A 22,427-nucleotide genomic window follows, 5' to 3' on the forward strand; every position below is an offset into this window, starting at 1 on the left:
GATCCCAAGGGGAGCACTCCGATACGGTCGGGTCGTCACTACGGATGCACGTCGCATTCCGGGCCACCGGTTCCTGATCTCAGGAATGGAGAAGACTTTGGCGGTGCTTTTGCACGCCGAGTCTGGAGTCCCTGTTGGAAATCACCCCGCTCATCTGGGTCATCACGATCGCGGTCACGATCGCGTTCTTCGTCTACGAGTTCTTCGCGCACGTGCGGAAGCCGCATGAGCCCTCGATCGCCGAATCCGCGCGCTGGTCGGCCTTCTACATCGGCCTCGCCGTGCTGTTCGGTGTGGGCATCGGTGTCTTCTCCGATTGGACATTCGGTGGCGAGTACTTCGCCGGGTACCTGACCGAGAAGGCGCTGTCGATCGACAACCTGTTCGTGTTCCTGATCGTGATGACCGGGTTCGCGGTGCCGAAGATCTACCAGCAGAAGGTGCTGATGATCGGCATCGTGATCGCCCTGATCCTGCGCGGCATCTTCATCGCGGTCGGCGCGACGCTCATCGAGAACTTCTCGTGGATCTTCTACCTGTTCGGCGCTCTCCTGCTCTTCCTCGCCTACCGTCAAGCGTTCAGCAGCCACGAGAGCGACCCGGCGAACGGCCGCTTCATGACCTTCGTCCGGCGGCACCTTCCTGTCACGAACGAGTACCACGAGGACAAGCTCACCGTCGTCAAGAACGGCACCCGCTTCGTGACCCCGATGCTGCTCACGATCATCGCGATCGGGTTCATCGACCTCGTCTTCGCGGTCGACTCGATCCCCGCGATCTACGGTCTCACCGACGAGGCCTACATCGTCTTCACCGCGAACGCCTTCGCGCTCATGGGGCTGCGTCAGCTGTACTTCCTCATCGGCGGACTCCTCGAGCGTCTCGTCTACCTCGCGCAGGGCCTCGCCGTCATCCTCGCGTTCATCGGCGTGAAGCTCGTGCTGCACGCGCTCCACGTGAACGAACTGCCGTTTCTCAACGGTGGCGAGCCGATGCTCTGGGCGCCCGAGATCCCGATCTGGTTCTCGCTCCTGTTCATCGGTGCGACGATCACCGTCGCGACGGTCGCGAGCCTTCTCAAGACCCGCGGTGACCGCGGTGGTTCCGATGAGGTGGCCTCGGATCCGGTCGGGGAGAAGCAGGCGGAACTCTCCTGACCGGGCCCGACGTTTGGTGACCGGGCCCGACGTTTCGCGGAGCCGATGACGTTTCGCTGAGCCTCCCCGGTGGGATGCTCCGTGAAACGTCGGGTACTCCGTGAAACGTCGGGTGGGGTCGGGCAGAAGGCCACGTAGAGGGCCCGGATCGCCCGACAGGATTCACGCCGGCAGGCCGGTGCCCAGCCCGTGCAGTCCCTCGTCGAGGATGTCGACCAGCAGTCGCGCGTAGCGGCCGTCCGGGTCGAGGTCGGGATCGAACACCGTGATCGATGCACCCACCGCCTGAGGGGCGAGCGCACGGAGCAGGTCGGTCAACTGCGCCGCGCTCAGGCCTCCGGGATCGGGACTGTCGACCGCCGGCATCACAGAGGGATCGAGCACGTCGACATCGACCTGGAGCCAGTATCCGTTCGGACCTGCGACCCGGGCTGAGGCGGCCGCCACCTCGTCGGCGCCACGCGCGATGACGAGAGCGGCCGGAGACACGAGCCCGAGAAGGCGGCGTACCTCCTCCTGTTCCTCGTCGTCGTCGCGGTGACCGATGTGCGCCGTGTGCCGCGGGTCGAAGTACGGCGCGAGGCCGTCGATGTCGGCGATCGCCGGCCAGTGCAATCCGATCGCGGCGGCCAGTCCCTCGCCCGCCACGCTGGCGCACTCGTCGCTGTTGTCCGGATGCCGGAAGTCGGTGTGACCGTCGACATGCACCAGGCCCGTGCCACCGCGCTGCGCGCACGCGATCCCGGCTCCGACGACGAGCGAGCAGTCGCCGCCGATCACCAGCGGTGCACGTCCGGCGTCGAACACGTCGGTGATGCGCGTCGCGAGACGGCGGGCGTGATCGACCAGCGCTGCCTCGTTGCGCACGCGGCCGGTCGGCCGGTCGTCGTCGTCATCGACGTAGCGCCCGGGCAGGAGGACTCCACCGTCGAGGGCGCCGTGGGCGGCGAAACGCGTGTGGAGACCGGCTTCACGCAGCGCCTCCGGTGCTTTCGCGGACCCCGGAACACTCCCGCGCTGGGGCGGCCGGAGCCCGAGGTTGCTGGGTGCGGAAAGCAGTGTGATCATGCACCTCAGTCTGGCGCTGACGTCGGACATCGCGGCGGCCGGAAGGGTCGCACGCCCGATCCGGAAGAACCACACGCCTCCGTGCGTTTCTCCCGATATGAAGATCGGCGAGGCTGCCCGGATGAGTGGCGTGAGCGCGCGATCGCTGCGGCACTACGAGGACGAGGGACTGATCGTCCCCGGGCGGCGGGGCAACGGCTTCCGCGACTACTGCCCGTCGACCATCGACCGCGTGCGGGCCGTGCGGGCGCTGCGGGAATCGGGGCTGCCCGTGCGATTGATCAGAGACCTGCTGGCCGGCTCCGCCGCCGCTGGCGTCGGCGCAGACGTGTGCGTCGAGTTCCTCTGCGAGGTGCGGGAGTACCGAGACCGGCTGGGCGTCCGCATGGAGGCTCTCCGCGATCAGCAGGCGGCGCTCGACGAGTATCTGCGGGAGCCGCGCCGCTCTCCCGAATGAATCGACGCTTGACCTTCACGCCAGCGTCAACCTCGTAGGTTCGCGCCATGCAGAAGAACGAGCAGACGGATGCCGACGGCCGGACGATGCGGGCGCTGATCCAGACGTCGCACCGAGGCCCGCGCGACCTGGTGCTGACGACGGAGCAGCCCCGCCCCGTCCCGGCAGCAGGGGAGTACCTGATCCGCGTCGGCGCCGCCGGGATCAACTTCGCCGACGTCATGCAGACCCACGGAACGTACGGCGGAGGCCCGACAGCACCGTACGGCGCCGGGTTCGAGGCCGCCGGGGAGATCGTCGGCGTCGGGCCAGCGATCGATGCGCCTCTGCCGCTCGGCACCCACGTCGTCGGAGCGGGGCCCGCCGCGTTCGCGCAGTACATGACGATGCCCGCGGCCGGGGCGATCCCGGTGCCGCAGCGCTGGAGCGATGCTGCGGCTCTGGGGCTGGTGCTGAACTGGGCGACGGCGTTGGCGGCGTTGCGGCCACTCGGCGGACTCCGCGAAGGGGAGGTCGTGCTCGTGCACGCTGCGGCGGGAGGCGTGGGGCAGGCGGCGATCCGCCTCGCCCGCCACTACGGCGCCAGAGTCATCGCCACGGCCTCGCCGGCGAAGCACGACCTCGTGGAGGGCCTGGGCGTCGACGCCGTGCTCGACAGCCGGCGGCCTGATCTCGCCGAGGAGATCGTCTGCCTGACCGGCGGGGTCGACCTGGTGCTGGAGTCCGTGGGGTTCGCCACCTTCGCCAGCAGCCTCGCCGTCACCACGCCCTTCACCGGCCGCATCATCGTGTTCGGTGCCGCGTCGGGCGATGCCACCGTGAGCACACGCGACCTGGTCTTCACGAATCAGGTGCAGATCAAGGGCCTGCACATCGGAGCGCTGGCGGTCGCGGCCCCGGCCATCTACCGGTCCGTGATCGAAGAGCTCGAGAACCTCATCGAGCAGGGCGTGTACCCGCCGGGAGCCCCGCAGGTGCATCCGCTGGATGCCGGAGCCGAGGTGCTGACGCGTCTCGATGCCGGAGAGACCCACGGCAAGCACGCCCTGGACCCGTGGCTGTGACCGGTCGCCGTCGTCAGGCGGGAAAGCGCACGCCAGTCGATTTCTCCGCCGCCGACCAGAGGGGTACCCCGGTGCTCGCCGCGCGCACCTCGTCCGAAGCCTTGACGCGCACCGGCGCGCCGCGGAACTCGAGCATCCCGCCCGGTCCCCAGTAGTCGCCGCTCGTGACCTCGGTCGCGGTGGCCGCGTGGATCACCGGGGTCGCGCCGTCGTCCTTGCCCTGCACGAGAGGTCGGGCGAGGGTCGCGAGCGCGCGCACCGGCGCCGGGGTCTCGATCACGCCTTCGCGCGTCGCGGTGAGCGGGTCGACGGCGTACCCCGGATGTGCGCACACGGCTGATCGCGCCGAGCCGGACCACCGACGGTCGAGCTCGAACGCGAAGGCCATCAGCGCGGCCTTCGAGCGGCCGTACTGCTTCAGAGAGGAGCCGCGCCACGGGTCGGTGAGGCGCGCCGGGTCGAGGTGTGCAAATCGGTGCGCGAGCGACCCGACTGCCACGACGCGGGCATCGTCGGCGAGCAGCGGCTCGACCCGGCCGACGAGAGCGAAATGGCCGAGGAAGTTCGTGCCCATCATGAGATCGAGGCCGTCGGTGGTGCGGTCCTGCCGTCGTGCGGTCTTGACGCCGGCGTTGCAGATGACCGCATCGAGGCGTTCTCCGATGCCCGCCGCGCCGCGCTCGATGCTCTCGAGCGATCCGAGATCGACGGAGACGACCCGCAGAACCGCTCCGGGCACGCGGGCCAGGATCGCATCGACGGCGGTCTGCGCGCGCTCGGCCGACCGGCATCCGAGCACGACGCGCGCTCCCCGGGCGGCGAGCCGCTCTGCGCACCAGTAGCCGATTCCGGCGTTGGCGCCGGTCACCAGGATCGTGCGGCCGGCGAGATCGTGGTGCTGCAGCGGGAGAGCATCCATTCCTCCAACCTACGGGCCGCGAGGGAGGTCAGCTGTGCGCAGTGTCGTGCTCGTCCTCGAGGATCATCCCGACCGAGGTCGCGCACGCGTCGCCCTTCCACGCTTCGAGGCCCTCGCGCACGGCGAAGCCGGCGATGACGAGTCCGGCGACCGCATCCGCCCACCACCAGCCGAGCAGGGAGTTCGCGAGGAGACCGACCAGCACGGCCGCGGACAGGTACGTGCAGATCAGGGTCTGCATCGAGTCGGCGACCGCGGTCGCCGACCCGAGTTCGCGGCCCGCCCGGCGCTCGGCGAACGAGAGGAAGGGCATGATCAGCACGCTGACGGCCGTCAGGACGATGCCGACGGTGCTATGCTCCGGACGCTCGGCGGTGATCAGTGCGAGCACGGAGGTCGCCGTCACATACAGGGCGAGCGCGAAGAAGGCGACCGCGATCACGCGCAGGGTGGGCTTCTCCCAGCGCTCAGGATCACGTCGGGTGAACTGCCATGCCACTGCCGCGGCGGAGAGCACTTCGATCGTGGAATCCAGTCCGAACCCGATCAGTGCCGAGGAGGAGGCGAGGGAACCCGCGGTGATCGCGACAGCGGCCTCGATCAGGTTGTATCCGATCGTGAGGGTCACGATCAGGCGGATGCGGCGGTGCAGCGTCGTGCGACGCGCGGCCGACGGGGTCGTCATCAGCAGCTGCATCCTTCGCCGTCGCAGCATCCCGGTTCGACGAGGAGCGTCACGCGCATCAGTTCGTCGAGAGCCGGCGCGAGGTGGGGGTCGGCGAGCCGATAGCTGCTGCGGCGACCGTCGGGAACACTCTCGACGAGTCCGCACCCCCGGAGGCACGCCAAGTGGTTCGACATGACCTGGCGGGAGACCCCCAGAGCATCCGCGAGTTCGGCCGGGTAGCGCGGTGCGCCACGGAGCGCGAGCAGGACACCGGCGCGCGTCGTGTCCGAGAGCGCGTGTCCGAGGCGTGCGACAGCAGCAGTGTGGGTGACGGAAGCGGGCGCCGTGATCATGGAACTACACTACAGCCAATCCTGAATTCAGGATCTTGTGAATGAATCAGAACCACGCAGGGCGCTGCACCGCGAGGTCGGTGATCTGCCCCTCCGCGCCAGTGTGGAAGACCGAGAGCGTGTACTGTCCCACCGGCGACGGGAGTTCGAGAGCGCCGGTCCAGTGCCCGTTCTCGTCGAGGTGCACCGTGAGCCCGGTGGGTTGATAGTCGACGACGATCACGAACACCCCGCAGGGTGGTCCGGTGACGGACAGCTTCGCGGTCGACTCGAGACCGGGCGTCGTCAGGCGCGAGACGACGAGGTCGACCGCGGGAGACGAACGCGCGTACGTGTCGATCGGCTCGTGCTCGATCGGAACGGTGAGAGTCCCGTGATCGACGGGGACGGGGATCTTCGGCCGGTCGTCGCCCGGGCCGGACGTACCGCCGCCGACCGCGCCGGGGCTTCCGGCTTCATCGGCGGGCGGGGCGGGGAGCGGTGCGCCGCCGCTCGGCGGAAGAACCGTCGGCGGAACGGCTGCCGGTGGCGCCGTGGCGCCGGGCAGGGTCGACGGGGTCGGGGCCGGGTTCTGCGCCGGAGGGGCCGCAGGGGCCGCGGTCGGAGGCAGCGCGACCGCCGGAGTGTCGACGCCGGTCGCGTCCGGCTCGGTCGGTGTGCGCACGAAGAGGCTCCCGCTCACGGCGAGCGCGACGGCGACCGACGCCGCGACCGGCCAGAGCACCGGGGCGGCGTGCCCGACGGCGGTGGCCGCCGGGTGCAGCATGATGGGCACGCTGAGCCACCCCGGCGCGTGAGATGCGCCGGCGAGCGTCGCCGCGGCAGCCTGCTGGGCAGGGAAGAACGCGGGGGCGATGACGAGCCCCGCCCCTCCGACCAGGAGGGGGCCGAGCGTGATGGCCCGAGCCAGATGACGTGCTTCATCCGCGGCGGCGCGGCAGTCGGCGCAGGAGGTGAGATGCGCGGTCACGAGCTTCTGCGGTCGCGGTCCCAGATCTCCGTGCACATAGGAACCGAGCAGTTCGATCACGCGCACGTGGTCGGAGCCGGCGGGAGCACGACGGAGGTGCGCGCCGATCCATGCCTTCCGCAGGCCGTCCCTGGCGCGATACGTCAGTGCGGCCACGGCGTTCGCCCGCATGCCGAGGACGTCGGCGATCTCTCTCGGTGGGAGCTGCTCGACCTCGCTGAGCCACAGCGCGTGCTGCCAGCGCTCCGGGAGGGCGCAGAAGGCTTCGGAGAGCGCGGCGGAGTTCACCATCGCGTCGACGTCGATCGTGCCGATGAGCGAGGGCGGATCCTCGGCGCTTTCGAGCGGAACGGTGGAGGGCGCACGCCGAGCGGCGGTCAGCCAGGTATTGCGCACAGTGGTCAGCAGGTAGGGGCGGAACCGCTCCACCGGCCCCTTGCCTGTGCGAAGCAGCTGCAGGATGCTCACGAAGGCGTCGGAGACGACGTCTTCGGGGTCGGGCGGTGCGGCGCCCAGGCTTCGGGCGTAGGCGACGGCGGTGGGCGCATGTCGTCGCCAGAGCTCGGAGAACGCTCGGCGGTCGCCGTCGCGACTGAGTCGGAGCAGATGGGCGTCCGCATCACCGTCGGCGTGCTCAGCGGAGCTGTCCATCAGGCCTCGTTTTCCTGCTACGACGTTCGCGTCGCGAATGGTCGGGATTGAGACGATACCGCAGAGAACGCGGGGTGCTCGGGCATGGTTACGGCCTACCGGAACGAAGAAGGCGGATGGGGTCCCGGGGAGGACCCCATCCGCGGGCCGCTCTGTGTGAGGGGTGGGCGACCCGACGTCGAAGCCGAACCGATATCCCCAAAGGTTCGGACTTCCGTCATAAGCAAGACATCGTCCTGGCCGGATGATGACGCGAGTTCGTGAAATCGATTCAGCGGGAGCTTCAGCTGACCGCGGAGACCGCGCTGCCGACGATCACGGCGACGATGGTCGTCCAGCCGATGATGGCGAGCGCCTGCCAGAACAGCACGCGCGCCTTGCCGATCCCGGCGGCGGCGAGCATCGTGGCGGTGAACTGCGTCGGAAGCAGGAGCGGGCCGAGCAGGCTGACTCCCGGGACGCCGTAGCGCTCGAACGCGCGCTGGAACTTCTCGCGACGGGCGGCCTTGCGATCCGTCTGCGGTGCCTCGGCGCCGGCATCCGATACGGTTCCTCCTCCGGCCAGAGCGGGCTCACCGACCCGAGAGCGATTCACGATCGCACTGCGTGCACCCGAACTCGCCAGCACCAGCACGGCGACGCAGACGAAGTTGCCGACAATCGCGGCGATCGCGGCGATGACCGGGTGGATGCCGCCGATGATGCCGATACTCGCCGCGCCCTCACCCTCGATGAAGGGGATCGCGCCGGCGAGGGCGACGATGAGCGGCTGCACGAGCTCGGGGACCTGGGCGACCCAGTTCTGGAAGATCTCGATGAGGTTCATGGGGTGTGCTCCCGGTTGTCGATGCGGACGGCGTATCCGTCGCGATGCATCCAGTCCACCGTCTGGCGGGTGCCGGCGACAGTGTCCGCCCGTCACCGATAGGCGGGCGGATCGCACGCCGTATCCGTGACATCTGTCACACCCGTATCGTGTGGAGCGTGAGCAGCCGCACCGAGCCCCTCGCCCCCGTCGAACCGAATCCGGGGGCGCTCTCCCTGACGCGCGGAGTCAACGCCACGTGGTGGTACACGGTGACCGCGGTGCTGTTCATCGAACTGATGCTCGTCGGCGCGTGGGCGGGCATCACGGCGGCGACGGACTTCGGCGGCGGCGTCGTGCTCGTCATCGCCGTCGGGGGCGTCATCTGGTGCTCCTCGACGATGCTGCTCCTGTTCGACTACCGGCATCGCATCGACGCCGGCCCCGGTGTTCCGTGGCGCCGGATCGCCGTGCCGCTGCTCGTCGCGGCGGTGTTCGGCACGGTCGCGGGACTGCTGACCGGCAGCTGGCAGTTCGCGGTCATGCCGCTCGCCCAGTCGGTCGTGCTGCTGAACTGGCCGCGCGGTGTCCGCTACCGCGTCGTCGTGGCCGCGACCCTGCTGCTCGTGGCCCTGGCTTTCGTCGACTCGGCCACCGACGCGCTCGGCGTCGGCATCCCCACGTGGCTCCCCGGCGCCTACGCGGCGCTGCTGCCGGGGATGACCGTCAGTTCGCTGTGGTTCTGGGACGTCATGGTGACGCTGGACCGCGCCCGTGCGTCCGAGTCGCGGCTCGCGGCGACGCAGGAGCGGCTGCGGGTGGCGACCGATGTGCACGACCTGCAGGGACACCACCTCCAGGTCATCGCGCTGCAGCTGGAGCTCGCCGAGCGGTTGCTGCCCCGTGATCCGGATGCCGGGATGGAGCAGCTGCGCGCCGCTCGGGTGAGTGTCGACGAGGCGCGCCAGGGCACCAGAGACCTCGCGACGCGCTATCGCTCGGTCCCGCTGAGCGATGAACTCGCGAACGCCCGCGATCTGCTGCGCGCCGCCGGGCTGGACGTGGAGGCGGTCATCGATGCGGGTGCGAGCTCGGCACCGGCATCCGCTCTCGGCCCGGTCATCCGCGAGACCACGACCAACGTGCTGCGGCACGGCGGCGGTCGCCATGCGCGCCTTGCCCTGACCCGGACCGCGGATGCCTGGCGCTACGAGATCGCCAACGACGCGGTGCCGGGCGCGGAAGCCGGCGACGACGGTTCCGGGTTGGACGGCATCCGTCGTCGGATCGACGAGGTGCGCGGCACGCTCGACGTGCAAGCGCAGGGCGAGGAATTCGTGGTCGTCGTGACCGTGCCGTCGGATGTGGAGGTGACCGGATGATCCGCGTGCTGATCGCCGACGACGAGGTGATGATCCGTTCCGCGCTCGCCGCGCTCTTGCGCCTGGAGGAGGACATCGACGTCGTCGCCGAATGCGAGGACGGTGAGCGGGCCGTCGCCGAGGCCCTGCGGTTGCAGCCGGACGTCTGCCTGCTCGACCTCGAGATGCCGGGGCTCGACGGGGTCCAGGTCGCCGAACGGCTGAACCGCGCCATCTCGACCCGCTGCGTCGTCGTCACGCGCCACGCACGCCCTGGCGTGCTGCGCCGGGCTCTGGCCTCGGGCGTCGCCGGTTTTCTGCCGAAGTCCCGTGGCGCCGATGAGGTCGCCGCCGTCATCCGCCGCGTCGCTGCCGGCGCACGGTACGTCGACCCGGAGATCGCCGCCGATGCGCTCAGCGACGAGCGCTCGCCGCTGACCGACCGTGAGCTCGACGTGCTCCGGGCAGGGCGGCGCGGCGAGACGACGGGACAGATCGCACGAGCCCTGGCCCTCGCGCCGGGGACTGTGCGCAATCACATCTCCGTGATCCTCGGCAAGCTCTCCGTCGGCACACGACAGCAGGCCGTGCTGATCGCCGAGGAGCGTGGCTGGATCTGAGTGGAGCGTCGCACCGGGCGTCGCTAGGCTGTCATCCATGGGAACAATATGCTTCGCGCCCGTTATGGGGCGCACCCTCGTGTTCCGCGACCGCCGCGCCTGACGGCGCGCTCGCTCCTCGCACGCATCTGCGCGCCGTCCATCGAGATGTCATCGCACCTCTGGACGGGCAGTCCGCACTGACGCTTCTCTGCGTCCTCCCTCATCCGAGGTGCTCCGATTCTTCTTCTGGAGCGCACTCATGCCTCGTTCAATCCATGGCGGCCGACACGAACTCGGCCAGAACTTCCTCACCCACCGACCGACCCTCGGTCGCATCACCGCACTCGTCCACGAGACCTCCGGTTCGATCCTCGAACTCGGGGCGGGCGACGGCGCCCTCACGCGCACCCTCGCCGACCTCGGCCGACCGCTCACGGCCATCGACATCGATGAGCATCGCGTGCGCCGACTGCGCGGACGACTGCCCGGTGTGCGGGTCGAGCACGCGGATGCGACGCGTCATCCGCTCGACGCCGACGTCGTGGTCGGCAACATCCCCTTTCACCTGACGACGCCGATCCTGCGTCGGCTGCTCTCGACCGGGAGATGGCGGCACGCGGTGCTGCTCACCCAGTGGGAGGTGGCGCGCAAGCGCTCCGGGGTCGGCGGCAGCACGATGATGACGGCACAGTCGGCGCCGTGGTTCGAGTTCGAGCTGCAGGGGCGGGTGCCGGCCTGGGGCTTCTCTCCGCAGCCGAGCGTCGACGGCGGCCTGCTGTCGATCTCGCGGCGAGGTTCGCCGCTCGTGCCGGTCGGTGAGCGTCGATCGTACGAAGGTTTCGTCCGGGCGATGTTCACGGCCCGCGGGTCGACGCTCGAGGCCGTCGTCGGTTCGGCGGCCCGCGTCGCGAGGCCGCGGGCGCGACGCGCGCTGACCGCGGCTGGGGCATCGCAGGAGCGCCTGCCCCGCGATCTCACGCCGGCGCACTGGGCAGGGCTCTGGCGCGACATCGGTCGACCGGACTGAGCGGGAGGGGCGCGCCGCGAAGCCACGGCGCGCCCCTCTCGTCTGGGGGTCAGACGCCCGCGAGTACCGAACGGAGCCGCGTGGCGAACTCCTCCGGATGGTCGACGAAGCCGGTGTGGTCGCCGGGGAACCGGGTCGGCTCGACATCGAGGAGCCGACCGAGCGCCGTGGTGGTCCGCTCGCAGAGCTGGCCGACGGACTCCTCGCCGATGCCCAGGACGAACCGCGTCGGCACACCGCGGAGCGCGTCGATGTCGGGCTGCCAGCCCACGCTGCCGCGGTACTCGTGCCCGAACCAGAACTGTTCGTCGGCCAGGTGCTGCGGGTCGGCGTCGCCGCCGAACCACTGCACGAGCATCTCCTCGGGCATCTCGATGTTCGCCTGCGCGAAGAACGTGCGCCACGCGCCGAGCCGATCACCGGAGAGCGCCAGCGCGATCAGACGGTCGGCGGTCTGCAGCTGCTCCACGCGGTCGGGGAGGAGGTCGAGCAGCGGCGGCTCGTGCGCGATCACGACGTCGACGAGGTCGGGACGCGCCTGCACGAGGGCCAGCGCCGTCACCGCTCCTCCGCTCGAGCCGAACACGGCGGCCGGCCCCGCTCCGACGTGCTCGATCAGTGCGGCGACATCGGCGGCACGCAGGGCGGGACCGGAATCCTGATCCGGGTCGGTCACCGAGCTGCGCTTGATCCCGCGCGGATCGGTGGTGAGGACGGTGTGATCCGTCGCCAGTTCGTCGGCGAACGGGGCGAAGGCGTCGGCATCCATCGGCGAGCCGATGAGCGCGATGAGCGGACCGGACCCTCGAACCTCGTAGTGGAGGCGGGCGTCGGTGCGATCCAGGGTCGCGGTGGTGTTCATGGGATTCTCCTTGTCAGATGGTGCGGGTGGTGTCGGATACGGCGTGGTCGGTCGAGGGCGTCGTCGGAATGGTCGATGGGCGGATGCTGCGGCAGCGGCGGATGGCCGCGGGCGCGATGGTCGCGACGAGGAGGGCGAGTCCCGCTGGCAGCAGCATGGCGGTGGGCAGGGACACCGCAGAGGCGAGGAACCCGATCATGGCCGGCCCGAGCAGCCCGCCGCCGTAGCTGACCATCGTGACGAGCGACAGCCGTCTGGCCGACTCGCCGCGCTCCGCGAGGGTGCCGATCACGATCGGCCAGACGAGGGCTGTTCCGGCTCCTGCCAGCGCCCACCCGAACAGGGCGACGGCGACCGCGATCGGTGTGCCCGGCACCAGGCCGGAGATCAGTATCGCGACGTAGCCGATCACGGCGAGGGTGCCGGTCAGACGGACGGTGTGCAGGGGACCGATGGCCTGTCGGAGAGCGTCACCGCAGAACCGCATCACGGTCATCGCGAGGAAGAAGACGCCGTAGACCAGGGAGCCCGCGGCGGGGTCCGCGCCGAGGGCGCGGACCGCGTGCACGCCTGCCCAGTCCGTCGCGGCGCCCTCGGTGACGAAGGCCGCGGCACCCAGCAGGCCCAGGGCGATGAGCGGGCCGTTCCCGATGGCGGGCGCAGTGCGGTCGTTCGAGGACGGCTCGGGGCGCGAGTCCGGCGCCGGCGTGTGAGCATGGTCGGTACCCGCGGGAAGAGTGCGCAGCCGGACGGCCACCAGAAGGGATGCCGTCACCAGCAGTGCCGCCGTGCCGGAGATCGCGAGACGGCTGTCGAGTCCCGCATGCAGGACACCGGCGAGCAGGAGACCGCCGCCGGCCGCACCCAGCGTCCAGAACCCGTGCATGCGGGCGATCACCGGCCGTCCGATCGCCGACTCCACGCGCATCGCTTCGGTGCTCAGCGCGATGTTGATCACGCCGCAGGCGGCGCCGAACAGTCCCGCCGCCACCACGAGGACCGGCAGCGATGCGGCGACACCCGCCAACACCAGAGCGACACCGGCGATCGGCAGCGCGACGGCCAGCATCCGCTCACCCGATCGGCCGAGACGACCGCCGGCTCGCATGGCCACCAGAGCGCAACCGGCGACAGTGAGCAGCATCGCGCCGAGTGCGGCGGGGCCGAGGTCGAGCCGCACGTCCAGCGCGGGAAGCCCGGCGCCCCAGACAGCCGTCAGCAGCCCGGTCAGCCCGTGACTGAGCGTGATGATCCGGTGGCGGGAGCGGAGTGTGTCCATGCGTCCAGAGTGACCCCGCAGGGGGCTCCGCCTCCAACACCCGTTTCCCGCGGATTGACGCGTTCCTGTTGTGAATCGGGTATAACGAGATCATGGCCGATGAGCTGGAGCTGCGTCTGCTGCGGCACTTCGTCGCGGTGGCGGAAGAGCTGCACTTCCGCCGCGCGGCCGAGCGGCTGTTCATCGCGCAGCAGGCCCTGAGCCGTGACATCCGCCGGCTCGAGGATCAGGCCCGCGCTCCGCTGCTGACGCGCTCCACGCGCAGCGTCGAGCTGACGGATGCCGGTCGGCGGCTGCTGCCGCGAGCGCGCGAGATCCTCGCTCTGCATGATCTCGCGCTGCGCGAACTCCGCGAAGACGAGCCGCTCGTGGTCGACGTGGTGGACCCCGAGCTCACTCCCGCACGCGTGCTCGATGCCGCCAGAGGCCGCGCGCCAGGGCAGGAGTTCTTCGCGCGGTTCAGTCGCACGGGAGGGGGAAGCAGGGGCGGTTCCGCCGACGTCGCCTTCGATCGTGTGAGCCGGCCGTCGGCGGAGACGGCCTCGCAGCTCGTGCGGTTGGAGCCGGTCATGGTCCTCATCCCGGACGGGCATCCGCTCGCGGACCGGCAGGCGATTCCGTTCGAGGATCTTCGGGGCACGCGCGTCTGCTCGCGGGCGGGCGCGCATGTCACGGACGGCTGGATCGACGCCACCACCCAGCTGCTCGCACCATTCGGGATCGACCCCGCGATCGGCCACCCGATGGTCGCGGGCGGGGATGAACTCGCCCAGCATCTGCGCCTCCGCAGTGCACCCGTGCTCGCCCTCGCCTCCCAGCCGCCGGTCGATGGCGCCGTGCTCCTTCCGGTCATCGATCCGATTCCGCTCTTCCCCTGGGCGATGACGTGGCGCAGCGGTCTGGAGCACCCCGCTCTGACAGACCTCCGGCATGCCGCGGCCGAGCTCGCGCAGTCGCACGGATGGCTCGAAGTGCCGGACGGCTCCTGGCTGCCGTCGCCGGAGAACCGGGCTCTCGCCGGGTAGCCCGTCCGATGTCCCGCGTCGGCGGTACTCTCGTCGCATGCCCGCCTTCGCCACGCTTCCGACACCGGTCGGAAACATCGGAGTGGTGAGCAACGGTGCGGCGCTGACCCAGATCTCCTGGCGCTCGACTCCGCCCGACGACACCGCGCCGGAGATCGACCCGCTGCTCGCTGAGGCGATCGCACAGCTGCGCGCCTACTTCGACGGCGCCCTGCGTCGCTTCGATCTGCCGATCGACCTGGGTACTCAGACGGCGGCGACGGGTGCGGTGCTGACCGCCCTCCATGAGACCGTCGGGCACGGCGAGACGATCACGTACGGCGGGCTCGCCGCACGCAGCGGCACCGACGTTCCCGCGCGCGGCATCGGCTCGATCATGGGTGCGAACCCGCTCCCGATCATCGTCCCGTGCCATCGCGTCGTCTCCGGTGACGGGCTCGGCGGATACTCCGGGGGAGACGAGGGCCGGGGCCTCGAGACCAAGCGCTGGCTGCTCGAACTCGAAGGCGCGCTGCCGACCTCGCTGTTCTGATCGTCGGCTGAGAGATTCTCCGAGGCCTCTCAGCCTATGGAGTGATCGCGACCCTCGTCATCCGTCCGATCCCGCCGATGCGGCCTGCGAGAATGGAGACGCCGAGTCCCGATCCGAGGAGCCAACGTGCCGTTCATCTCCACCCGCGGCGGCATGCAGCCGCAGTCGTTCAGCGAGACGCTCCTGGAGGGGCTGGCGCCCGACGGCGGCCTCGCCGTCCCCGAGACGATGCCGACGGTCGACGGTGAGACGCTCGAGCGCTGGCGCGCGCTGACGTATCCGCAGCTCGCGACCGAGGTGCTCGCACTCTTCGCGACCGACATCCCGCGCGAAGACCTCGCCCGGATGACGGCCGACGCCTACGAGGATTTCCCGGACGGCGTCGTGCCGCTCCGCGCCATCGACGACGACATCACGCTGGTCGGACTCTCCGAGGGGCCGACGCTCGCCTTCAAGGACATGGCGATGCAGTTCCTCGGCCAGGCGCTCGAGTACACGCTGGAGCGCAAGGACTCGGTGCTCAACATCCTCGGCGCGACGTCGGGTGATACCGGGTCGGCCGCCGAGCACGCCCTCCGCGGCAAGGAGCGGGTGGCCGTGTTCATGCTGTCGCCACAGGGACGCATGAGCGCATTCCAGCGTGCGCAGATGTTCTCGCTCGACGATGCGAATGTGCACAACATCGCGGTCGAGGGTGTCTTCGACGACTGCCAGAACCTCGTCAAGCACCTCGCCGGAGACCTCGTCTTCAAGCGCGCCCAGCACCTCGGCGCGGTGAACTCGATCAACCTCGCGCGCATCACGGCCCAGGTCGTCTACTACTTCTGGGCGTGGCTGCGCGCGACGGATGCCGGGGGGTGGACCGAACTCTCCGTGACGGTGCCGTCGGGCAACTTCGGCAACATCCTCTCCGGGTTCTACGCGAAGCAGATGGGCCTGCCGATCCGCCGACTCGTGCTCGCCGCGAACGAGAACAACGTGCTCGACGAGTTCTTCCGCACGGGCATCTACCGGCCGAGGAGCGCAGCGGACACCCTCGCAACCTCCAGCCCGTCGATGGACATCTCCAAGGCGTCGAACCTCGAGCGCTTCATCTTCGAACTGGTCGGTCGTGACGCCTCCCGTGTCGTCGGCGCCTGGCACGATCTCGCCGAGCAGGGCTTCTTCGACTTCTCGGCCGATGTGGCGCGCTTCGTCGACGAGTTCGGCATCGTGAGCGGCACCTCGACCCACGAGGACCGCCTCGCGACGATCCGGTCCGCCTACGAGACGACGGGCGAGGTCATCGATCCGCACACGGCGGACGGCGTGCGGATCGCGCGCGAATACCTGGAGCCCGGTGTGCCGATGCTCGTGCTCGAGACCGCGAAGCCGGAGAAGTTCGCCGAGACGATCCACGAGGCGATCGGTATCGAGCTCGCGTACGCGCCGGAACTGCGCGAGATGCTCGACGCGCCGCAGCACGTCACGGAGATGGCCGACGACGAGCACGCGCTTCGTGCCTTCATCGAGGAGAACGCACTCCACTGAGCGCGCGAGCGGTCGCCGTTCTGGCCGTTCAGCTCACTCCGGGTCTCCGTGCAGCATCCAGGCGATGCCGAAGCGATCGACGAGCATGCCGAACGTTCCGCCCCACGGGGGAACGTCGAGCGGCATCGTGATCGTGGCGCCGTCGGACAGCCCGTCCCACACTTTCTTCGTCACCTCCTGCGAGTTTCCGCTGAGCGACACCGAGATGCCCTGTGGCTTCTCGTAGGTCATGCCGTCGGGGGTGTCCGACGCCATCAGGACCAGGCCATCGGGCGTGTTGAGCTGCCCGTGCATGACGAGGTCGTGCTGGCTCGGATCCTGCACCATGTCGGGGAAGTCGCCGAAGACACTGATGTCGAGCTCGCCGCCGAGGACGCTCTGATAGAACTCGAGCGCTTGACGGGCATCGGTGCGGAACGACAGGTACGGATTGAGATCAGGCATGAGCGGCTCCCCGGGATGGCTGGACGAGTGCCGGGTCGGCATCGATGCCGCCAGTCTGCGCCGCGGGCGGTGGCTCCGCAAGGGCCCGTGTCAGGCTGGCAGCGCCTTGACCGCCGCGGTCAGCACCTGCGGGACAGTCGGCACGCCCTCTGCCCGGAAGACCTCTGCGCCCGAGTCGTCGCGGATGATGACGGTCGGCGTGAAGCGGATGTCGAGCGCCTCGGCGGCATCGGGCTCTCGAGCGACGTCGATCTCGGTGACTGTCGCATCCGGCAGGAAGCGGGCGGCGTCGGCGAGCACGGAGCGGGTGCGGGAGCACGCGCCGCAGAACGACGAGGAGACCAGGGTCAGCTGCATCCGTACCTCCTCGGCGGCGTTCGCTGCTCAGAGGATGCAACCCGTTGAGCGTGCGCGATGTTCCCGCGACACGATCGTGCAGTCGAACTCAGAAGTCGGTGCGCTTGACCAGGCCGCGGTTCGTGCGGATGTGCTCGTAGTCCCACTGGATCGTGCGGGCCGTCGACAGCCAGCTGGCGAGTGCATCGATGTCGATCTCGCTGGCGTCGTTGAACCGCACCTCGGCGGCCTGGAAGGTGCCGGACGGGGCGAGACCGCCGACGTCGAAGGACCGCCCGCTCCAGAACATCAACCGCACGGCGTCCTTCAGGCGGTCGTACCCGACGATCGGATTGCCGTCGAGGAACCAGACCGGGTGCGCGTGCCACACCTTGGACTGCGCTTCGGGGAGTCCGCGACCGATCTCCGAGGCGAGCAGCTCGCAGATCTCGCGATCCTCCGGATCGAGCTTGCGGTGGTAATCGGCGATGTCGGCGGGAAGTGCCATGCGGGCTAACCCCGATCCAATCCGAAGGTGTGTTTGACGAGGGCACGCACGTCGCGATCGAGCCCGTCGATGCGGGTGTTGACGGAGTCGAATCGTGAATTGACGGAGTCGAATCGTGAATTGACGGCATCGAATCGTGAATTGACGGCATCGAATCGCGCGTCGACCGCGACGAAGCGTTCATCGACGGCATCGAACCGGCTGATCATCTCGGAGCGCAGCCCGCCGAGCTCGGAACGCACCCCGCCGAGCTCGGCCCGGAGCACGCGGATGAACAGTGTCGAGACCAGGGTCATCATGCCGAACATCAGGGCGACGACGGCTCCGATCATGGTCCAGGTCTGTGGTTCGGTCAAGGCGGGCACGCTCCCATTCTGTGCTGATGGTTCGATCATGCCAAGAGGTTCAGGCACACGGCGCAGAGTGGGGACGACGTCAATCTGACGAGACCTGTGCAGGAGTGGTGCGGTGCTCGCATCGGCGGGTGGCGTTCCCTCCGAAGGTCAGCGCGCGGCGAGCCATTCGGCGAACGTCTGGCGACCGAGGTCGGCGTCCGCACCGGGCAGCGCGTCGCCGGCGCGCATGCCCCGCATCTGTGGACCCGGCACGTTCAGCGCCGGTATCCACCCGCGATATCCCTCGTGGCGGGCGAAGGCGCGGATCATGTCGGCGAGCCTCTCCTCACGAGGTCCGGCGAAGTCTCGCACCCGGCCCTGCGGTCGTCCCAGGGCGAGGGCGACCAGTCGCTCACCGACCTCCCGGGCGGCCACGGGCTGGGTCCGCGCGTTCGGGGCGACGTGCAGCGGGCCGAGCTTCGCCCGCTCGAACATCTGCGCCGCGAACTCGTGGAATTGCGTCGCACGCTGGATGCTCCACGGCACCCGTGAAGCCTCGACCACCTTCTCCTGGGCGACCTTGCCGGCGTAATAGTCGTAGGGGATGCGGTCGATCCCGACGATCGAGAGCAGAACCACGTGCGAGACTCCGGCATCCGCTGCCGCGGAGAGAAGATTCCCGGTCGCAGCGGTGAAGAACTCGATCGCGGCCGCCGCCTTGAGCGTCTCGATGCTGGCGACATCGATCACGGCGTCGACACCCTCGAGCGCGGCATCCAGTCCCTTCCCCGAGACCAGATCGACGCCCTGGGATCGGCTGAGCACGACCGGCTCATGACCGGCTTCCCGCACCGCATCGACGGTGTGCCGACCGACGACACCTGTTCCTCCTGCGACGGCGATCTTCATGACGGACTCTCTCTCATAGGGGCTCGTACCTCTCCGACGACGGGGGAGGCGGAAACGTGGGGTGCGGCAGCGAAGAAGAACGACGGTCGACGAATCGTCCGGCCGAGGACAGGATAGGAGACGAGGGACGATATCGATGCGCTGGAGTCCGAGCGTCGCAACCTGCTCGCCCTGTCGTACCGCATGGTCGGGACCGTGGCGGATGCCGAGACGAGCCGCTCGCTACGATGACGACTGTGACCACACCGACCGTGCGGCCGGGCATCGCCGACCGGCTCTCCCAGATGATCCGGCTCCCCACCGTCTCCGCCGAGCTCGAGGAGCGAGGCGCTGCTCCGTTCGAGGACTTCGTCGCACTGATCGCGGAGCTGTACCCGCTGACGCACGAGAAACTGCGGCTCGAGCGTCACACCGACTTCGGGCTGCTGTTCCACTGGACAGGACACGACGCGGCATCCGATGGTCCCGTTGTCCTGATGGCGCACTACGACGTCGTCCCGGTCGATGAGAGCGACGACTGGACCCATCCGCCGTTCGCGGGTGTGGTCGCCGACGGCTTCGTCTACGGGCGCGGCGCGCTCGACGACAAAGGGCCGCTGATCGTCGTGCTCGAAGCCGTCGAGAACCTGCTCGCCGACGGCTTCGTCCCGGCGCGCGACGTCTATCTCTCCTTCGGCGGCAACGAGGAGACATTCGGGCGGGGGGCCGAGGAGATCGCGCGCGTGCTGCGCGATCGCGGTATCGTGCCCTGGCTCGTCGTCGATGAGGGTGGTGCCGTGGTCGACGCGCCGCTTCCCTTCGTGCCGGGGCGGGCGGCGATGATCGGCGTGGGCGAGAAGGGCATCATGACGGTGAAGCTGTCCGCCCGTGGTGACGGCGGCCACGCGTCAGCACCGCCGTCGATCACCGCCGTCCGTCGCATCGCGCGGGCGGTCGATCGACTCGGCCCCACCACGTTCCGTCCGCACGCCTCGAAGGCGATTCTCCGGATGCTGACGCAGCTGGCCGCGCAGACGCCGGGGCCGGCGCGGCATCTGCTGCGACTCCTCGGCGCCGTGCCTCCGCTGACGGCGCGTGTCTTCGCCGCGCTGGGCGGCGAGCCCGCGGCGCTCGTCCGCACGACGGTCGCGCCGACCATGCAGTCCGGCGGTACGGCGGCGAACGTGTTGCCGTCGCAGGCGTCCGCCACGGTCAATCTGCGCATCGCGTTGGGGGAGACCACGCAGCAGACCGCGCTGCGCCTCCGTCGTCGTGTCCGCGACCCGCTCGTCGCGGTCGAGGTGGTCGATTCGAGTGAACCGTCGCCGGAATCGCCGACCGACAACGCGCAGTTCGCCCTCCTCGCCGACGCACTCGAGGTCTCGCACCCGGGGGTCCCGGCCGTCCCGTACGTGATGATGGCAGCCACGGACTCGAGGCATTTCCACCGCTTTTCGCCCGCGGTGTACCGCTTCGCCCCGCTGGACATGTCGAACGCGCAGCGCGCTTCGATCCACGGGGTCGATGAGAGCGTCGAGATCGCGGCGCTCGAACGCGGAGAGCGGTTCCATCGCTCACTCCTCGAACGGCTGCAGAGCCCTTCGTCTCGTCGCTCCGCTCCTCGCTCAGGTACCGACCCCGAAAAGGAAATCGCATGACGCGCACCCGGACACTCGGCACCCTTGCGGTCGTCGTCGGCTTCCTCGCCTTCGTCGAATTCACCAGCGGCGTGCTGCAGGGCTACTACACGCCCATGCTCAGTGACATCGCCCGGCACCTCGGCATCCACGACGCCGACGTGAACTGGTTGGAGGGCGCGCAGCTCATGCTGTCGGCGCTCGTCGTCCCCGCCTTCGCGAAGCTCGGCGACATGATCGGCCACAAGCGGATGCTGTTGATCTCCACCGCGCTCACCGCCGCGGCCGCCCTGGTGCTGCCGTTCACCGACTCCTTCGGCGTCTTCCTCGCCGCGTGGTCGCTGATGGGGTTCTACGTCGTCTGGCTGCCGCTCGAGATCGCCCTCATCTGGTCGCGTTCCCGGCGCATGGAGGGGCGCTCCTCGATCACCGCCAAGGCCGCAGGGCTCCTGGTCGCCGCACTCGAGGGTGGCGCGATCATCGGCGCGCTGGTCGGCGGTGCGCTCATCGACGTGCTGCCTCTGACGATCGTCCTGCTCGTTCCCGCCGTCCTCATCGTGATCTGCTTCTTCGTCATCCTGTTCGGGGTGAAGGAGTCCCCCGACCCGACCGGAGGCATCTTCGACACGGTCGGCCTCGTCCTCATCTCCCTCGCACTCGTCTGCTTCACCGGCGGACTCAGCCTGCTCCGCCTCGAGGGCGGCCTGTCCAACCCGTGGTCCTGGGCGGTCGTCGTCGCCGGACTCCTCCTCGTGATCCCGTTCGTGCTCTGGGAGCTCCGCTGCGACGACCCGCTGATCGATGTGCGCATGTTCCGCTCGCCCGCGCTGGGTCCGGTGTTCCTCACTGCCGGCCTCTTCGGTGTCAGCGTGCTCGGTGCGCAGGCCCCGCTGTCGACTTTCGCGCGCACCGACCCGACCGTCTACGGGTACGGGCTCGGTACGACGGGATTCGCGACGTCGCTGATCATCGGCGTCTACCTGATCGCGATGATCACCGGTGCCCTGCTCTTCCCGACGGTCGCGCGGAGGCTGTCGCCGCGGGTGACGCTGATGGGCGCGTCGGTCCTGGTCGGCATCGGCTTCCTCCTCTTCCTGCCGTTCCACCATGAGTACGCACAGGTCATCACGAACATGGTGGTGGTCGGTCTGGGCTCCGGCGCCCTGGTCGCGGCGCTGCCCGCGGCCGCGGCATCCGCTGCTCCTGCGTCGCAGACGGGCGTCGCGACCGGCCTCACCAACTCGGTGAAGACGGTCGGTGGTGCGATCGCCTCGTGCGTGTTCGGCATCGCGCTGCTCAACGGCGTGGCGAGCACGGCCGCCGGTGCGACCGAGGGCACGGCGGGGTCTCTCGCCGGCTACTTCACCGTGTGGGTGGTGTGCGGCGTCACGGCGCTCGCCGCCGCGGTCCTGCTCGTGTTCGTTCCGAAGGCCGCGTTCACCGATCGGACGGTCGAGACCGAAGCTGCGCCGGCCGTCTGAGATCAGCCGCGACCGCGTCGGTCGTCCTGCCCGAACGTGGCAGGGTCGACCGGCCGTTTCGCGCGCGGAAGATTGGCCACGACGAGCAGATACGAATCCGTGACCAGGTCCTCGATCAGCTCCGGCTCCAGGTCTCCGGACGGGTGCACCGTGATCCAGTGCTTCTTGTTCATGTGATAGCCGGGAGTGATGGCCTCGAACTGCTCCCGGAGTGCCTTGCTGTCCTCCGGGTCGGCCTTCAGGGTCACCATCGGATCACCGGTGACATCGGTCATCAGCAGGAACACCTTGTCCCGCACCTTGAACACCTCCCATTCGGGGCCGAACGGATATTCCAGGACGGCACCGGGAAGCTCGCCGACTCGTGCCCGAGCGCACTCCTGCAGTTCCTCGCCGTTCACGTGTCCTCCTGCATTCTGGTTCTCTCCACTCTGCCGCAAGAGGGGCCGGGCGGAGCATGCTCCACCCG

25 protein-coding genes are annotated in these 22,427 nt (G+C 69.4%); 11 read left to right on the forward strand and 14 right to left on the reverse strand.

The features are described 5' to 3' along the window. Nucleotides 1-134 precede the first annotated feature (134 nt). A complete protein-coding gene (locus V5D55_RS10405; RefSeq protein ID WP_435742634.1) occupies nucleotides 135-1,157 on the forward strand; it encodes a TerC family protein in 1,023 nt (340 codons plus the stop codon). A 162-nt stretch (nucleotides 1,158-1,319) separates the two neighbouring features. On the opposite strand, the gene V5D55_RS10410 is transcribed toward V5D55_RS10405, so the two are convergent. Further along, nucleotides 1,320-2,225: an arginase family protein gene (locus tag V5D55_RS10410; protein ID WP_435742636.1), complete on the reverse strand. Its 906-nt coding sequence runs from the start codon at nucleotides 2,223-2,225 to the stop codon at nucleotides 1,320-1,322. 97 nt (nucleotides 2,226-2,322) lie between these two features. Here V5D55_RS10410 and V5D55_RS10415 point away from each other — a divergent pair, with 97 nt between their 5' ends. Together V5D55_RS10415 and V5D55_RS10420 are read left to right on the forward strand one after the other, a co-directional pair. Continuing rightward, nucleotides 2,323-2,682 carry a MerR family transcriptional regulator gene (locus V5D55_RS10415; RefSeq protein WP_435749286.1) on the forward strand — a complete coding sequence of 120 codons (360 nt, stop codon included), beginning with the start codon at nucleotides 2,323-2,325 and terminating at the stop codon, nucleotides 2,680-2,682. A gap of 47 nt (nucleotides 2,683-2,729) precedes the next feature. Continuing rightward, nucleotides 2,730-3,746 (forward strand): zinc-binding dehydrogenase, encoded by a 1,017-nt coding sequence (locus tag V5D55_RS10420; RefSeq protein ID WP_435742638.1) that lies wholly within the window; start codon nucleotides 2,730-2,732, stop codon nucleotides 3,744-3,746. A gap of 13 nt (nucleotides 3,747-3,759) precedes the next feature. Here V5D55_RS10420 and V5D55_RS10425 read toward each other — a convergent pair whose 3' ends face one another. From V5D55_RS10425 to V5D55_RS10445, 5 genes are all read right to left on the reverse strand, one after another. Further along, complete coding sequence (locus V5D55_RS10425) at nucleotides 3,760-4,665, reverse strand: SDR family NAD(P)-dependent oxidoreductase (protein ID WP_435742640.1); 906 nt, start codon at nucleotides 4,663-4,665, stop codon at nucleotides 3,760-3,762. 28 nt (nucleotides 4,666-4,693) lie between these two features. Next, the gene (locus tag V5D55_RS10430; RefSeq protein WP_435742642.1) at nucleotides 4,694-5,350 is read right to left on the reverse strand and encodes a cation diffusion facilitator family transporter; all 657 of its coding nucleotides are present in this window, start codon (nucleotides 5,348-5,350) and stop codon (nucleotides 4,694-4,696) included. Next, nucleotides 5,350-5,685 (reverse strand): ArsR/SmtB family transcription factor, encoded by a 336-nt coding sequence (locus V5D55_RS10435; RefSeq protein WP_435742644.1) that lies wholly within the window; start codon nucleotides 5,683-5,685, stop codon nucleotides 5,350-5,352. The genes V5D55_RS10430 and V5D55_RS10435 overlap by 1 nt, the downstream gene beginning before the upstream one ends. 46 nt (nucleotides 5,686-5,731) lie before the next feature. After that, nucleotides 5,732-7,306, reverse strand: a complete 1,575-nt coding sequence (locus V5D55_RS10440) for a sigma-70 family RNA polymerase sigma factor (RefSeq protein WP_435742646.1) — start codon at nucleotides 7,304-7,306, stop codon at nucleotides 5,732-5,734. 283 nt (nucleotides 7,307-7,589) lie between these two features. Further along, nucleotides 7,590-8,132: a small multidrug efflux protein gene (locus V5D55_RS10445; RefSeq protein WP_435742648.1), complete on the reverse strand. Its 543-nt coding sequence runs from the start codon at nucleotides 8,130-8,132 to the stop codon at nucleotides 7,590-7,592. A 158-nt stretch (nucleotides 8,133-8,290) separates the two neighbouring features. Between V5D55_RS10445 and V5D55_RS10450 the strand changes: the two genes are divergently transcribed. The 3 genes from V5D55_RS10450 (at nucleotide 8,291) to erm (ending at nucleotide 11,101) form a co-directional block, all read left to right on the forward strand. After that, nucleotides 8,291-9,493 (forward strand): sensor histidine kinase, encoded by a 1,203-nt coding sequence (locus V5D55_RS10450; protein ID WP_435742650.1) that lies wholly within the window; start codon nucleotides 8,291-8,293, stop codon nucleotides 9,491-9,493. After that, nucleotides 9,490-10,092, forward strand: coding sequence for a response regulator (locus V5D55_RS10455; protein ID WP_435742653.1), 603 nt, complete (start codon nucleotides 9,490-9,492; stop codon nucleotides 10,090-10,092). Before V5D55_RS10450 ends, V5D55_RS10455 begins: the two co-directional genes overlap by 4 nt. Nucleotides 10,093-10,333: 241 nt before the next feature. Beyond that, complete coding sequence (gene erm / locus V5D55_RS10460) at nucleotides 10,334-11,101, forward strand: 23S ribosomal RNA methyltransferase Erm (RefSeq protein WP_435742655.1); 768 nt, start codon at nucleotides 10,334-10,336, stop codon at nucleotides 11,099-11,101. 49 nt (nucleotides 11,102-11,150) lie between these two features. On the opposite strand, the gene V5D55_RS10465 is transcribed toward erm, so the two are convergent. Beyond that, entirely contained in the window at nucleotides 11,151-11,963 is an 813-nt protein-coding gene (locus V5D55_RS10465) for an alpha/beta fold hydrolase (RefSeq protein WP_435742657.1), read from the reverse strand. Between the two features lie 13 nt (nucleotides 11,964-11,976). After that, nucleotides 11,977-13,242, reverse strand: coding sequence for an MFS transporter (locus V5D55_RS10470; RefSeq protein WP_435742660.1), 1,266 nt, complete (start codon nucleotides 13,240-13,242; stop codon nucleotides 11,977-11,979). Nucleotides 13,243-13,334: 92 nt separating this feature from the next. On the opposite strand from V5D55_RS10470, the gene V5D55_RS10475 reads away from it, so the two are divergent. The 3 genes from V5D55_RS10475 to thrC all read left to right on the forward strand — a co-directional run bounded on the left by V5D55_RS10475 (nucleotide 13,335) and on the right by thrC (nucleotide 16,329). Continuing rightward, nucleotides 13,335-14,267, forward strand: a complete 933-nt coding sequence (locus tag V5D55_RS10475; RefSeq protein WP_435742662.1) for a LysR family transcriptional regulator — start codon at nucleotides 13,335-13,337, stop codon at nucleotides 14,265-14,267. 37 nt (nucleotides 14,268-14,304) lie between these two features. Then, nucleotides 14,305-14,799, forward strand: a complete 495-nt coding sequence (locus V5D55_RS10480) for a methylated-DNA--[protein]-cysteine S-methyltransferase (protein ID WP_435742664.1) — start codon at nucleotides 14,305-14,307, stop codon at nucleotides 14,797-14,799. A 126-nt stretch (nucleotides 14,800-14,925) separates the two neighbouring features. Next, complete coding sequence (thrC, locus tag V5D55_RS10485) at nucleotides 14,926-16,329, forward strand: threonine synthase (RefSeq protein ID WP_435742666.1); 1,404 nt, start codon at nucleotides 14,926-14,928, stop codon at nucleotides 16,327-16,329. A 33-nt stretch (nucleotides 16,330-16,362) separates the two neighbouring features. Here thrC and V5D55_RS10490 read toward each other — a convergent pair whose 3' ends face one another. The 5 genes from V5D55_RS10490 to V5D55_RS10510 form a co-directional block, all read right to left on the reverse strand. Continuing rightward, nucleotides 16,363-16,773: a VOC family protein gene (locus V5D55_RS10490; RefSeq protein ID WP_435742668.1), complete on the reverse strand. Its 411-nt coding sequence runs from the start codon at nucleotides 16,771-16,773 to the stop codon at nucleotides 16,363-16,365. A 90-nt stretch (nucleotides 16,774-16,863) separates the two neighbouring features. Next, nucleotides 16,864-17,130, reverse strand: coding sequence for a thioredoxin family protein (locus tag V5D55_RS10495; protein ID WP_435742669.1), 267 nt, complete (start codon nucleotides 17,128-17,130; stop codon nucleotides 16,864-16,866). A gap of 88 nt (nucleotides 17,131-17,218) precedes the next feature. Continuing rightward, nucleotides 17,219-17,617 (reverse strand): DUF1801 domain-containing protein, encoded by a 399-nt coding sequence (locus V5D55_RS10500; protein ID WP_435742671.1) that lies wholly within the window; start codon nucleotides 17,615-17,617, stop codon nucleotides 17,219-17,221. Nucleotides 17,618-17,622: 5 nt separating this feature from the next. Beyond that, complete coding sequence (locus V5D55_RS10505; RefSeq protein ID WP_435742674.1) at nucleotides 17,623-17,982, reverse strand: hypothetical protein; 360 nt, start codon at nucleotides 17,980-17,982, stop codon at nucleotides 17,623-17,625. Between the two features lie 138 nt (nucleotides 17,983-18,120). After that, nucleotides 18,121-18,861: an SDR family oxidoreductase gene (locus tag V5D55_RS10510; protein ID WP_435742677.1), complete on the reverse strand. Its 741-nt coding sequence runs from the start codon at nucleotides 18,859-18,861 to the stop codon at nucleotides 18,121-18,123. Nucleotides 18,862-19,097: 236 nt separating this feature from the next. Here V5D55_RS10510 and V5D55_RS10515 point away from each other — a divergent pair, with 236 nt between their 5' ends. Both V5D55_RS10515 and V5D55_RS10520 read left to right on the forward strand, forming a co-directional pair. Further along, nucleotides 19,098-20,498, forward strand: coding sequence for a M20/M25/M40 family metallo-hydrolase (locus tag V5D55_RS10515; RefSeq protein WP_435742679.1), 1,401 nt, complete (start codon nucleotides 19,098-19,100; stop codon nucleotides 20,496-20,498). After that, nucleotides 20,495-21,958, forward strand: a complete 1,464-nt coding sequence (locus V5D55_RS10520) for an MFS transporter (RefSeq protein WP_435742681.1) — start codon at nucleotides 20,495-20,497, stop codon at nucleotides 21,956-21,958. Before V5D55_RS10515 ends, V5D55_RS10520 begins: the two co-directional genes overlap by 4 nt. Before the next feature lie 2 nt (nucleotides 21,959-21,960). On the opposite strand, the gene V5D55_RS10525 is transcribed toward V5D55_RS10520, so the two are convergent. Beyond that, on the reverse strand, nucleotides 21,961-22,359 hold the full coding sequence (locus tag V5D55_RS10525; protein ID WP_435742683.1) for an MmcQ/YjbR family DNA-binding protein: 399 nt from the start codon (nucleotides 22,357-22,359) through the stop codon (nucleotides 21,961-21,963). Nucleotides 22,360-22,427 lie beyond the last annotated feature (68 nt).

The organism is Microbacterium sp. PMB16 (assembly GCF_051294855.1).
In the GTDB taxonomy this organism is placed as follows: Bacteria; Actinomycetota; Actinomycetes; order Actinomycetales; family Microbacteriaceae; genus Microbacterium.